The organism is Mycobacterium sp. ELW1, from assembly GCF_008329905.1.
Classification (GTDB): domain Bacteria; phylum Actinomycetota; class Actinomycetes; order Mycobacteriales; family Mycobacteriaceae; genus Mycobacterium.
The window spans coordinates 3,373,917-3,387,666 of sequence record NZ_CP032155.1; the positions used below are offsets into that span (position 1 = coordinate 3,373,917).

The window sequence follows — 13,750 nt, forward strand, 5'->3', positions numbered from 1 at the left end:
CGCGCCACGTCGATAAGGTCTAACGATGGCATCGAGCGAACCTGCGCAGGTCACCAGGTGGCCGGGTACCCCCTACCCGCTCGGGGCCACCTATGACGGAGCCGGCACGAATTTCTCGGTGTTCTCCGAGGTCGCCGACTCCGTCGAGCTCTGCCTGATCGCCAAAGACGGCACCGAGACCCGCATCACCCTCGACGAGGTCGACGGATTCGTCTGGCACACCTACCTGCCGACGATCACCCCGGGACAGCGCTACGGCTTCCGGGTGCACGGCCCCTGGGACCCGGCGGCCGGCCACCGATGCGATCCCAGCAAGCTTCTGCTCGACCCGTACGGCAAGTCGTTCCACGGCGACTTCGAATTCGGGCAGGCGCTCTACTCCTACGACCTCGATGCCGAGGACCTGGCATCCGGCGGCACCCCGCCGATGGTCGACTCGTTGGGCCACACCATGACCAGCGTGGTGATCAACCCGTTCTTCCAGTGGGGCTCCGACCATCCGCCGCGCACGCCGTACCACGAGACGATCATCTACGAGGCGCACGTCAAGGGAATGACCCAAACCCATCCCGGTATCCCCGACGAGCTTCGCGGCACCTATGCCGGGCTGGGCCACCCGGCCATCATCGACCACCTCAAGAGCCTCAACGTGACGGCCATCGAGTTGATGCCGGTCCACCAGTTCATGCACGATCACCGGCTGCTGGATCTGGGACTGCGAAACTACTGGGGCTACAACACTTTCGGGTTCTTCGCACCGCACTACCAGTACTCGTCCACCCAGCATGCCGGCGGGGCGGTGGCCGAGTTCAAGACCATGGTTCGCTCGTTCCACGACGCCGGCATCGAGGTGATCCTCGACGTGGTCTACAACCACACCGCCGAGGGCAACCACCTGGGCCCGACGATCAACTTCCGCGGCATCGACAATGCCGCCTACTACCGGCTGCTCGACGACGACAAACGGTTCTACAAGGACTTCACCGGCACCGGCAACAGTCTCAACGCCCGGCATCCGCACACCCTGCAGCTGATCATGGACTCGCTGCGGTACTGGGTCCTGGAGATGCATGTCGACGGATTCCGCTTCGACCTGGCCTCGACACTGGCCCGGGAGTTCTATGACGTCGACCGGCTTTCGGCATTCTTCGACCTGGTGCAACAGGATCCGGTGATCAGCCAGGTCAAGCTCATCGCAGAGCCGTGGGATGTCGGCGAGGGCGGCTACCAGGTCGGCAACTTCCCCGGCCTGTGGACCGAGTGGAACGGCAAGTACCGCGACACCGTCCGCGACTACTGGCGCGGCGAGCCTGCGACCCTCGGCGAGTTCGCCTCCCGGCTGACCGGTTCGTCGGACCTCTACGAGGCGACCGGCCGACGACCCAGCGCAAGCATCAACTTCGTCACCTGCCACGACGGCTTCACCCTCGCCGACCTGGTGTCGTACAACGAGAAGCACAACGAGGCCAACGGCGAGGACAACCGCGACGGCGAGAGCCACAACCGGTCGTGGAACTGCGGCGTGGAGGGCCCGACCGACGACCCGGCGATCATGGCACTGCGCCATCAGCAGATGCGCAACATCCTGGCCACCCTGCTGCTCTCGCAGGGCACTCCGATGATCGCCCACGGCGACGAGATCGGTCGCACCCAACAGGGCAACAACAATGTCTACTGCCAGGATTCACCGCTGTCCTGGATGGACTGGACGTTCAAGGAAACCCACGCCGAGTTGTTGGAGTTCACCACCCGGGTGACCGCACTGCGCAAGGCGCACCCGGTCTTTCGGCGGCGCCGGTTCTTCGACGGTGAACCGCTGCGCACCGGCGACCAGGTGCGCGATATCGCCTGGCTCACCACCGCCGGCCAGGAGATGTCCCATGACGACTGGAACTCCGGCTTCAAGTTCGTGGGCGTGTTCCTCAACGGCGAGGCCATTCCCGAGCCCAACCTGCGGGGGGAACGCGTCGTCGATGACTCGTTCCTGCTGTGCTTCAACGCCCACAAGAAGCCGATCGAGTTCACCGTTCCCGACGGCGAATACGCGCAAGAGTGGAGTGCGGTCCTGGACACCTCGGAGGCCACCGGCACCACCGACATGGTCGTCAAAGCGGGCGAAACGATAAGTGTCCCATCTCGCTCGGTTTTGGTGCTTCAAAAGACTGCCTAGCGGGAACAGGCTGAGCTATGGCTTACCCGGTGCTGTCCACCTACCGCCTGCAACTACGCGGCGCTTCGGCGGGCGACGCGTTCACCTTCGCCGACGCCGAGAGACTCGTCTCCTATCTCGACGATCTCGGCGTCTCCCACCTCTACCTCTCCCCCATCCTGACCGCGGCGCCGGGCTCCACCCACGGCTACGACGTCACCGACCCGACCACGGTCTCCGAGGAACTGGGCGGTGCCGACGGCCTGGCGCGGCTGGCCGAGGCGGCCAAAGCACGCGGCTTGGGTCTGGTCGTCGACATCGTCCCCAATCACGTCGGGGTCGACCAGCCGCAGCGCAACCCCTGGTGGTGGGACGTGTTGCAGCACGGCCGACAGTCCCCGTACGCCACGTATTTCGACATAGACTGGTCCGTCGATCCCGAAGGACGAATCCTGTTGCCGGTCTTGGGATCTGACAGCGACGTCGCAGATCTGACGGTCGACGGCGGCGTGCTGCGGCTCGGCGACCTCGCGTTCCCCATCGCCCCCGGAACCGGTGACGGCTCAGGCCCTGATGTGCACGACCAGCAGCACTACAAGTTGATCGGGTGGCGCAACGGGGTGTGCGGCTATCGCCGATTCTTCTCGATCACCTCCCTGGCGGGTCTGCGCCAGGAGGACCGGGTGGTCTTCGATGAGTCGCACGCCGAAGTGGCCCGCTGGTTCGGCGAGGGCCTGGTCGACGGGGTGCGCATCGACCATCCCGACGGCCTGACCGATCCGACCGGATACCTGGGATGGCTGCGGGAGCTCACCGGCCCGCAGGCCTGGATCGTGATCGAGAAGATTCTCGGTGTCGACGAGGCGCTGGATCCCACGCTGCCGATCGACGGCACCACCGGCTACGACGTACTGCGTGAGGTCGGCGGCATCTTCGTCGACCCGACCGGCGCCGGGGCACTGACCGAACTGGTCGATGCCGAGGGTTTCGACTACGCCGGGACGCCGGAACTGTTGCGGCAGTTGAAGATCGACACCGCCACCACCACGCTGTCCAGCGAGCTGGCTCGACTGTGCCGCTCGATCGTGGCCGCGGTGGGCGCCGATCATCCGCAATTGCCCGATGCGGTGGCGGCGCTGCTGACCGAAGTCGGTGTGTACCGGTCGGATTACCTCACCCTGTCGGCGGTGCTGTCGACCGCGTTCGCGCACACCGTGGCCGCCCGGCCGGAGCTGGCCGTGCCGCTGCAGCTGGTGTCGGCCGCGCTGGCCGGTGACTCAGGCGAGCCGGGCGCGCGGCTGCAGCAGCTGTGCGGCGCGATGACGGCGAAGTCGGTGGAGGACTGCTACTTCTACCGCGACGCCCGGCTGGTGTCGCTGAACGAGGTTGGCGGCGAGCCGCACCGGTTCGGTGTCAGCGCCGCGGAATTCCACCGCAGCTCGGCGGTCCGCGGCCGGCTGTGGCCCAAGTCGATGACCACACTGTCCACCCACGACACCAAGCGCGGCGAGGATGTGCGGGCCCGCATCGGCGTGCTGTCGCAGGTGCCGTCGCTGTGGGCCGAGTTCGTCGGCAGCTGGCAGACCACCACACCCGCACCGGACGCCGCCACCGGTTTGTTCCTGTTGCAGAACATCTTCGGCGTATGGCCGGTCGATGGCCAGGTCACCGACGAGCTGCGGACCAGGCTGCACGCCTACACCGAGAAGGCGATCCGTGAAGCGGGCTGGCATACCTCGTGGAACGATCCGGACACCGAATTCGAAGACGGCGTGCATACCTGGCTCGATGCCATCCTGGACGGGCCGGTGGCCACCGAGATGACCGGAGTGGTCGTCCAACTCGAACCGCACGCCCACAGCGACGCCCTCGGCCAGAAGCTGCTGGCGCTCACCGTCCCCGGTATCCCGGACGTCTATCAGGGCACCGAGTTGTGGGAGGACAGCCTCGTCGACCCGGACAACCGCAGGCCGGTCGACTATGCGACGCGCAGTTCGGAGTTGAAACAGCTGTCGCACAGCAAGATTCGCGTAGTGCGAGCGGCGTTGCACGCCCGCCGCGACCATCCCGAGGCGTTCCTGTCCGGCGATTACCACCCGGTGCTCGCCAGCGGTGCCGGCGCGGCTCACGTCGTGGCTTTCCAGCGCGGCGTCGATGTGGTGGTCGCCGTCAGCCGCTGGACCGTCCGGCTGCACCACGACGGCTGGGGCGACACGACCCTGCCGTTGCCGGACGGAGTGTGGGCCGACCGCCTGACCGGTAACCGGTGGACCGGCACGACGCGGGCCGATGAACTGTTCGCCGAGCTGCCCGTCGTCCTCTTGGAGAGATCACATGTCTGAATTCGCCGTGTGGGCACCGCTGCCCAAGCAGGTGCGCCTCGACGTCGACGGGCAGCTCCATGACATGACCGTCGACGACAACGGCTGGTGGCGCGCCGACGTCGACGCCGCTGCGGACGCCCGGTACGGCTACGTCCTGGACGACGACCCGACAGTGCTGCCGGATCCGCGCTCCGCCCGCCAGCCCGACGGTGTGCACGCGCGATCCCAACTCTGGGATCCCACCTCCGCGCAGTGGTCGGATGCGCAGTGGGCGGGCCGCTCCATCGAGGGTGCGGTGATCTACGAACTGCACACCGGCACGTTCACCCCGGAAGGCACGTTCGACGCCGCCATCGCGAAGCTGGACTACCTGGTGGACCTCGGTGTCGACTTCGTCCAGCTGATGCCCGTCAACGCCTTCAGCGGCGACCACGGATGGGGCTACGACGGAGTGCTGTGGTACGCGGTGCACGAACCCTACGGCGGCCCAGACGGTTTGGTGCGCCTGATCGACGCCGCACATGCTCGCGGGCTCGGAGTGCTGATCGACGCGGTGTTCAACCACCTGGGGCCGTCCGGCAACTATCTGCCCAAGTACGGACCGTACCTGTCGTCGGTCAGCAACCCTTGGGGTGAAGGCGTCAACCTGACCGGACCCGACGCCGACGAGGTGCGCCGCTACATCCTCGACTGCGCACTGCGCTGGATGCGCGACTTCCACGCCGACGGTCTCCGACTGGACGCGGTGCACGCGCTGGTCGACAACACCGCGATCCACATCCTCGAAGAGATGACCGCCGAAACCGATGCGCTGTCAGCGGCCGTGGGCCGACCGCTGTCGCTGATCGCCGAGAGCGACCTCAACGATCCCCGGCTGATCACTCCCCGCGATCGCGGCGGATATGGTCTGACCGCGCAGTGGGACGACGACATCCATCACGCCATCCACACCGCGGTGTCCGGCGAACGGCAGGGCTACTACGCCGATTTCGGCTCGATGTCGGCATTGGCCAGCACCCTGCAGAACGGTTACTTCCACGCCGGCACCTACTCGTCGTTCCGGCACCGCAGGCACGGCAGGCCGCTGGACAAGACCCTGATCCCGGCCACCCGACTGACGGCCTACACCTGCACCCACGATCAGGTGGGCAACCGCGCGACCGGTGACCGGCCGTCGCAGAACCTGGACTACGGCCAGCTCGCCATCAAGGCGGCGCTTGCCCTCGGATCGCCTTACACGGCAATGCTTTTCATGGGCGAAGAATGGGCGGCGTCCACCCCGTTCCAATTCTTCAGCTCGCACACCGAACCCGAGCTGGCGAAGGCGACGGCGGAGGGCCGCAAGGCGGAGTTCGCCGACCACGGCTGGGATGCCGACGACATCCCGGACCCGCAGGACCCGCAGACATTCCTGCGCTCGAAGCTGAACTGGGACGAGGTCGACGACGGCAGGCACGCCGAGTTGCTGGACTTCTACCGCGGTCTGATCGCGTTACGCCGCAACGAACCCGACATGGCCGACGCGTGGCTGCAGCATCTGGTGATCGATTTCGACGAGGACGAACGCTGGATCGTGATGCGGCGCGGCCACATTGCGATCGCCTGCAACCTCGGCGAGCGGTCGGTCAGCGTGCCGGTCACCGGCGAGGCGATCCTGGCGTGGGGCGAGCCCGAGGCGGGCGAGCACGGCACCGCGCTGCCCGGACACTCGGTGGTGGTGACCCGAACAGGCTAGGTCAGATACCGGTAGGCCGGCGAGCCGGGCTCCAGCGGCTCGACGTGCAGCCCGGACGCATCCATCCGGGCCCGCAGCCCGTCGAGCCCGGCGGCCGACCCCAGTTCGATGCCGACGAGCGCCTCACCGGTTTCGCGGTTGTTGCGCTTGACGTACTCGAACAGGGTGATGTCGTCATTGGGTCCGAGGATCTCATCGAGGAACCGGCGCAGCGCACCGGGCTCCTGCGGGAAGTCGACCAGGAAGTAGTGCTTGAGGCCAAGGTGCACCAACGACCGCTCGAGCACCTCGCCGTAGCGGGACACGTCGTTGTTGCCGCCGGAGATCAGGCACACCACCGTCGACCCCGGCTGCACCCCGGCCTCCAACAACCCGGCCACCGACAGCGCCCCCGCAGGCTCGGCGATGATGCCTTCGTTCTGGTACAGGTCCAGCATCGCCGTGCAGACCGCACCCTCGTCGACCGTCGTCACCGACACCATGTCGCCCGCCGCGGCCAGCGCCTGATACGGCAGCGCACCGATCTGTTTGACCGCCGCACCGTCCACGAACTGGTCGACGTGGTCCAGCTCCACGGGGCCGCCGGCGGCCAGCGCCGCGATCATCGAGGCCGCGCCCGCGGGCTCGACACCCAGCACCGCGGTGTTGGACGTCCGCTCGGCCAGATAGGTGGTGATTCCCGCGATGCAGCCACCGCCGCCGACCGGGACGATCACCAGGTCCGGTTCGGTGTCGAGCTGGGCGAGGATCTCCACGGCGATCGTGCCCTGGCCTGCCATCGTGCGCAGATCGTCGAACGGCGGAACCAGGGTGGCGCCGGTACGGGCGACATCGTCGAGGGCCGCCTCGGCCGCCAGGTCATAGGTCGCCCCACCGACGATCAGGTCGATGAACTCCCCACCGTGATAGCGGATGCGGTCGCGCTTCTGCTTCGGGGTCTTGGCCGGCACGTAGACCCTGCCGTGTACGCCCATCGACCGGCAGGCAAGCGCGAAGCCCTGCGCGTGATTACCGGCCGACGAGCACACCACGCCGGCGGCGATTTCGGCGGCGGAGAGCTGTTTGAGCAGGTTGTAGGCGCCGCGCACCTTGTAGGACCGCACGCTCTGCAGGTCCTCGCGCTTGAGGTAGACCTCGGCGCCGGTGGCCTGCGAAAGCCGGTCGCTGTACTGCAGCGGGCTCTGGCTGACCACGTCGCCAATTCGCTGACCGGCCTCATCGATGTCGGCCGCCGAGAGCGGCGACGTTCGACGGCTGTGGGTCAGTTCAGCGGACACCGATCAATGGTGCCACCACCAGGGCCGAATGCGGGAATCGGGGTGAGCGCGAATCGGCGCGCCAACAGCGCCACGAGTTCCGGGTGCGCGCCCAGCGGATCGGTCACTCCGTGTGCACCGCAACCGGCCAGCCTGGTGTGGAACACCCCCGGCGCCAGCAGGTAGGACGCGACGAACACCCGCCGCCCGGCCGCTCTGATCCGGCCCACCAGGTCGGCGACCGTCGGGACACCGGTGGCAACGAAGCCGAGGTGCACCTCGCCCACCAGATCACCCAGCAGGGCCGCGGCCCGGACCAGCTCGTGCCGGGCCGCCGGATCGGAGGACCCGGCGGCCGCCATCACCACCGCGTCACCGGGAGTCCAGCCGACCTCGAGCAGCCTGGTGCGCATGATCTCGGCCAGTACCGGGTCGGGTCCCAGCGCGGCAGTGATGGTGACATCGGCGTGGCCGCTCTCCGCGACTCGCGCCGGCAGATCGACGTTGACGTGGTAGCCCGAGGCTAGGAAAGCCGGCACCACGATCGCCGGGACTGTCGAATCGGCCAGCAGCTCGCGCGGATTGGGCCCGAGGACGTCGACGAACGCGGTACGCACCGGGCCGACGTGTTCGGCGACGGCCGCCGCGATCTCGGTGACGGTGGCCAGCCCCTGCGGATTTCGGGTCCCGTGGGCGACCAGGATCAGCTCGGATGTCACGTCGCCTCCACATCCACGGCGAGTCGGTAGCCGCGTTTGACGACGGTCTGCACCACCCTGGGTGCGGACAGTGCCGAACGCAGCCGCGCCATCGCGGTCTCGACCGCGTGGGTGTCGCCACCGCCGCCGGGCAACTCGGCGAGCAGTTCCTCGCGGGACACCACCAGACCGGGTGCCACCAGCAGCCGCCGCAACAGCGCCATGCCGGCCGGCGGAAGCACCTTGAGCTCACCGTCCACCTCGACGCTGGCGCTGCGGACACTGATGCGGTGCCCTCCGGCACTGTATTGCTTTGCCAAGCAAGGCAATTCGTCGGTGATGAGCCGGGCCAGCGCGCCGAGGCGATAGCGCTGCGGAGAACGCGGCTCGATACCGAGGCGGGCCAGCGGGGTCGCCGTCACCGGACCGACACAGAACACCGCGACGTTGTTGCGTAACGCGGTGATCAGACAGTCCAGTGCGCCAATGGCTTTCGCGCGCTCGAGCAGAGATGCGACGGCGGGCGCGCTGGTGAAGCTCACCGCGTCGACGTCGGAGTTGACGATCATGCCGATCAGCTGGTCGATGCGCCGGGTGTCCTCGGGCTGTTCCCAGCGATACACCGGCACCTTCACCACCTGGGCACCGGCCCGGGTCAGTGCGTCGCAGATATCGGTGTCGGGCTCCCATTCGCTTGCCGCACCGTGCAACTGCACCGCGATCCGCAGCTGATCCACCCCTTCGGACAGCAGGCGTTCCAGCACTTCGACCGAGGACTCCGACTCCGGGCTCCACTCCTCGCACAGCCCGGCCTGCCGCACAGCGCCCCGCGCCTTCGGCCCGCGGGCCAGGATGCGCGTCGACCCCAGTGCGGCGAGCAGCCCGTCGTGCACGTCCCAGCCGTGCGCGGCCTCCACCCAGCCGCGGAAACCGATCCCGGTGGTCACGACAACCAGATCGGGCGGCTCGGCGATGAGGTGCTCGGTCACCCGGTGCAGTTCGACGTCGTCGACCAGCGGCACGATCCGGATCGTCGGGGCGTGCACGACCGCCGCGCCGCGCCGCTCCAGCAGCGTGATGAATTCCTCGGCCCGGCGCGCGGCGGTCACCCCGACGGTGAAACCGGCCAGCGGGTCAGCGACTTCTGATCTCGACGAATCCATCGACCACCCTGACGTCGTAGACCGGCAGTGCGTGTGACTCGTCGTCGAGGCAGCGACCGTCGACCAGGGAGAACACCTGCTTGAGCAGCGGTGACGCCACCGTGGGCTCACCGCGCCGGTCCCCGACCAGACCGCGGGACATGACCGCGGCACGGCCGAACGGGTCGATGTTGCCGACCGCGGCCAGCGTGCCGTCGGCCAGCAAGAACAACGCCGCCTGCGCACCGCCGGGCAGCAACACCGCGACGCCGCGCCCGGCGAGCAGCGCGCTGCGCGGGCACGCGGGCGTCCAGACATCGAGGTCGAGCCCCAGGCGGGTATCTGCAAGAACTGTCATGGTTTCAAGCCTCCAAGACCTTGATAGAGGGGTCGTGTTTCGCCGCTGTTACGCGCGGCTTTCCACCGCGTTGACGCTGCCGGGCATACCCAGCAGCAACGGCACCTTGCGCGGGCCGCTCTCGTCGAACGCGACCGTCGGGTCCGACTCGTCCGGGGGCATTGACGAACGACACGAAGCGAGCCAGTTTCTCCTGGTCGTTCAGGACGCCCGCCCACTCGTCGGAGTAGCCCTCAACGTGGCGCGACATCGCGTCGTCGAGGTCCGCGGCGATGCCCAACGAGTCGGAGCACACCACGTCCCGGATGTGATCAAGTCCACCTTCGATGGTCTCCTGCCAGACGGCGGTGCGCTGCAAGCGGTCGGCCGTGCGGATGTAGAACATGAGGTATCGGTCGATGTAGCGGACCAGGGAGTCGGAGTCGAGATCACCGGCCAGCAGTTGCGCATGCTTCGGGTTGGCCCCGCCGTTGCCGCCGACGTAGAGATTCCAGCCCTTCTCGGTGGCGATCACCCCGACATCCTTGCCACGCGCCTCAGCACATTCGCGTTGGCAGCCCGACACCCCCATCTTGATCTTGTGCGGCGAACGCAATCCCCGGTACCGCAGTTCCAGCGCGACAGCCATTGCGACCGAGTCCTGGACGCCGTAGCGGCACCAGGACGAGCCGACGCAACTCTTCACGGTGCGCAGCGATTTGCCGTAGGCGTGGCCGGATTCCATCCCCGCGTCCACCAGCCGCTTCCAGATCTGCGGCAGCTGCTCGACGCGGGCACCGAACAGGTCGATCCGCTGGCCGCCGGTGATCTTGGTGTACAGCCCGAAATCCTGTGCCACCTGGGCGATCACCATCAGCTGCTCCGGTGTGACCTCACCGCCGGGCAGTCGCGGCACCACCGAGTACGTGCCGTTGCGCTGGATGTTGGCCAGGAAATGGTCGTTGGTGTCCTGCAGTGCGGCCGTCTCGTCGTCGAGGATGTGGTCCGACGACGTGGATGCCAGGATCGATGCGACCACCGGCTTGCAGATGTCACAGCCGGTGCCGGTCCCGTGCTCGGCGATCAGCGTCGAGAAGGTCCGGATACCGGTGGACGCCACGATCTGGAACAGCTCCGCGCGGGACTGCGGGAAGTGTTCGCACAGCGCCTTCGACATCGCGACACCCTGCGACTCGAGGAGCCGCTTGAGCATCGGGATGCAACTGCCGCAGGAGGTTCCGGCGGCGGTCGCACACTTGATCGCCGGGACGTCATGGGCGCCGTCCGCGATCGCGCCACAGATGCTGTGCTTGGACACCGCGTTGCACGAGCAGATCTGCGCGTCGTCGGGCAGTGCGCCGACCCCGACCTCGGCCCCGGCCGGCGAGATCAGCGTCGCCGGGTCGGCGGGAAGCGGACGGCCGACCAGTGGGCGCAGAGTCGAGTAGGCGCTCGCGTCGCCGACCAGTATGCCACCCAGCAGGGTCGAAACATCATCGGACACTACGAGTTTGGCGTAGGTCTGGTTGACGGCGTCGTTGAGGACGACCTCCAGCGCGCCCGGTGTACTGGCGTGCGCATCGCCGAAGCTCGCAACGTCGACACCGAGCAGTTTGAGTTTGGTGGACAGGTCGGCACCCGGGAACTCGGCGGTGCCGCCGACCAGCCGGTCGGCCACCACCTCGGCCATCGTGTAGCCGGGCGCGACCAGCCCGTAGCAGCGGCCTTCGACCGCGGCCACCTCACCGATCGCATACACCCGGGGATCGCCGGTGGCGCAACTGATGTCGGTCAGCACTCCGCCACGCTCGGCGAGCGGCAGACCACAGTCACGGGCCAGCTCGTCACGTGGGCGCACGCCGGCGGAGAAGACCAGCACCGCGGCGTCGAGCTGTTCACCGTTGGACAGTGACACCGTGATGCCGTCACCGTTGTCGACGATGTCGGTGGACGCCACATCGGTGTGCACGACGATGCCGAGCTCGGTGATCAGCCGGTTCAGAAGTGCACCGCCACCGTCGTCGACCTGAATGGGCATCAGTCGCGGGGACCGTTCCAGCACATGCGGAGTCAGCCCCAGCATGCGCAGCGCGTTGGCCGCTTCCAGCCCCAGCAGGCCGCCGCCGACCACGATGCCGGTCGCCCCGGGGCTGGTCGCCGAGGCCGCCGCGCGGATAGCGTCGAGGTCTTCCAGCGTTCGGTAGACAAAGCACCGGTCCAGATCGCTGCCGGGGATCGGCGGCACGAAGGGGTACGAGCCGGTGGCCAACACCACCGCGTCGTAGCCGATGCGCTCCCCCGTCGAGGTGACGACCTCGCGGGCGTCCCGGTCGATCGCGGCGGCCGGTTGCCCGACTCGCAGATCGACCAATGTGTCTCCGGCGTAATCATTTCCAGACAGCGCCAGACTGGCGCGGTCCCATCCGTCGATGTAGGAGGACAACCCGACCCGGTCATAGGCCGCGGTGGGTTCCTCGCAGAGCACCACCACCCGCCAGCTTCCATCGCGGTCGCGATCTCGCAGTGCTTCGACGAACCGGTGGCCGACCATTCCGTGACCGATGACCACGACGGTCCGGTGTGCGGCGGTCATGCGGCGGCTGCTGCGCTGTCGACCGCGGGGGTGCCGGTGGCGATGGCGGTAGCCGTCTTGGGCCTGCGCACGTAGGCGGCCCAGGTGATGACCGCGCACAACACGTAGAAGCCGAGGAACACCCAGAAGGCCATGGTGGCGGATTTCGCCGGCGACAGGTACGACGCTCGCAGTGCGATGTTGACGCCGACTCCGCCGAGGGCTCCGATCGCGCCGGCGATCCCGATCAGCGCTCCCGACATCCGCAGCGACCAGGCGCTGCGTTCCGGCGCGCTGAGCCGGTCCATGCCACGGGACTTGGCCTCGAAGATCGACGGGATCATCTTGTAGGTGGAGCCATTTCCCATGCCGGACAGGATGAACAGCGCGATGAATCCGGCGATGAACGCGGCCATCGTGGCGCCCGTCGCGGGGCCGGGGGTGGCGTCGTCGATCTCACCGGCGGCGACCAGCCAGCCGGCGGCGGCGATCATGGCGAAGAACGTGTAGAGCGTGACCTTGCCGCCACCGAAGCGATCCGACAACCAGCCGCCGACCGGACGCGACAGGGAGCCGAGAACCGGTCCGATGAAGGCGATCTGGGCCGCGTGCAGGGACGCCTGCGCTGTCATCGCCGGGGTGACGGGTCCGCCGTGTGACAGTCCGGCCAGGAAGTTGATCTGCAGCACCTGCCCGAAGGCGAACCCGAATCCGATGAATGATCCGAAGGTGCCGATGTAGAGCAGTGAGATCAGCCACGAATCACGATGCGCCAAAACCTCGATCATCGACCGCGCGTCCGTGCGCTGGTTGGTGAGGTTGTTCATGAACATCGACGCACCCACCGCGGCCAGTGCGACCAACACCAGGTAGGCCGCGCAGACCAGGTGCGGTGACCGGTTGCCGACAGTCGCGATGACCAGCAGCCCGATGATCTGGATGACGGCGACGCCGATGTTGCCGCCACCCGCGTTGAGGCCGAGCGCCCAGCCCTTGTACCGCTGCGGATAGAACGCGTTGATGTTGGTCATCGAGGAGGCGAAGTTGCCACCGCCGAGTCCGGCGAAGGCGGCCACGATCAGGAACGTGGTGTACGAGGTGCCCGGATGCGCCATGAAGTACAGCGTCAGCAGAGTCGGCACCAACAACGCCACGGCCGAGAACATCGTCCAGTTACGACCGCCGAAGCGGGCGGTGGCGAACGTGTAGGGAATCCGAAGCACGGCGCCGACCAGGGTGGGCACGGCCACCAGGAAGAACTTGCCTGCGGCGTCGATGTGGTAGACGTTCTGCGGCATGAACAGCACCATCACCGACCAGATGGACCACACCGAGAATCCGACGTGTTCGGCGAAGATCGACCAAATCAGGTTGCGGCGTGCGATTTTCGAGCCGCCGGCATTCCAGGCTTCGACGTCCTCGGCGTCCCAGTCGTCGATGTCGTAACCGCTGCGGGTAGGTGAAGTCTGCATGCGCTCACGGTAGGAATTCTTTGTTGCGCCTTCGCACCTGCGCGGTGATCCTGGTGTCACAACTC

8 protein-coding genes and 1 pseudogene are annotated in these 13,750 nt (G+C 67.4%); 3 read left to right on the forward strand and 6 right to left on the reverse strand.

What is annotated here, in order from left to right; genetic code table 11:
• The first annotated feature begins 25 nt into the window (after positions 1-25).
• Genes glgX through treZ form a run of 3 tightly spaced genes read left to right on the forward strand, consistent with a single transcriptional unit; the run spans position 26 to position 6,208 of the window.
• A complete protein-coding gene (gene glgX / locus D3H54_RS15970; protein WP_149379866.1) occupies positions 26-2,170 on the forward strand; it encodes a glycogen debranching protein GlgX in 2,145 nt (714 codons plus the stop codon).
• A gap of 17 nt (positions 2,171-2,187) precedes the next feature.
• Positions 2,188-4,491: a malto-oligosyltrehalose synthase gene (gene treY / locus D3H54_RS15975; RefSeq protein ID WP_149379867.1), complete on the forward strand. Its 2,304-nt coding sequence runs from the start codon at positions 2,188-2,190 to the stop codon at positions 4,489-4,491.
• A complete protein-coding gene (gene treZ / locus D3H54_RS15980; RefSeq protein WP_149379868.1) occupies positions 4,484-6,208 on the forward strand; it encodes a malto-oligosyltrehalose trehalohydrolase in 1,725 nt (574 codons plus the stop codon). Before treY ends, treZ begins: the two co-directional genes overlap by 8 nt.
• Here treZ and ilvA read toward each other — a convergent pair.
• The 6 genes and pseudogenes from ilvA to D3H54_RS16010 all read right to left on the reverse strand — a co-directional run bounded on the left by ilvA (position 6,205) and on the right by D3H54_RS16010 (position 13,685).
• Complete coding sequence (gene ilvA, locus D3H54_RS15985; protein ID WP_149379869.1) at positions 6,205-7,485, reverse strand: threonine ammonia-lyase IlvA; 1,281 nt, start codon at positions 7,483-7,485, stop codon at positions 6,205-6,207. The genes treZ and ilvA overlap by 4 nt on opposite strands.
• Positions 7,470-8,183 carry a sirohydrochlorin chelatase gene (locus D3H54_RS15990; protein WP_149379870.1) on the reverse strand — a complete coding sequence of 238 codons (714 nt, stop codon included), beginning with the start codon at positions 8,181-8,183 and terminating at the stop codon, positions 7,470-7,472. The genes ilvA and D3H54_RS15990 overlap by 16 nt, the downstream gene beginning before the upstream one ends.
• Positions 8,180-9,325 (reverse strand): uroporphyrinogen-III synthase, encoded by a 1,146-nt coding sequence (locus D3H54_RS15995; protein WP_149379871.1) that lies wholly within the window; start codon positions 9,323-9,325, stop codon positions 8,180-8,182. Before D3H54_RS15995 ends, D3H54_RS15990 begins: the two co-directional genes overlap by 4 nt.
• On the reverse strand, positions 9,297-9,662 hold the full coding sequence (nirD, locus tag D3H54_RS16000; RefSeq protein ID WP_149379872.1) for a nitrite reductase small subunit NirD: 366 nt from the start codon (positions 9,660-9,662) through the stop codon (positions 9,297-9,299). Before nirD ends, D3H54_RS15995 begins: the two co-directional genes overlap by 29 nt.
• Before the next feature lie 48 nt (positions 9,663-9,710).
• Positions 9,711-12,234 (reverse strand): annotated as a pseudogene (gene nirB / locus D3H54_RS16005) (nitrite reductase large subunit NirB).
• The gene (locus D3H54_RS16010; RefSeq protein WP_149379873.1) at positions 12,231-13,685 is read right to left on the reverse strand and encodes a nitrate/nitrite transporter; all 1,455 of its coding nucleotides are present in this window, start codon (positions 13,683-13,685) and stop codon (positions 12,231-12,233) included. The pseudogene nirB and the gene D3H54_RS16010 overlap by 4 nt, the downstream one beginning before the upstream one ends.
• Positions 13,686-13,750 lie beyond the last annotated feature (65 nt).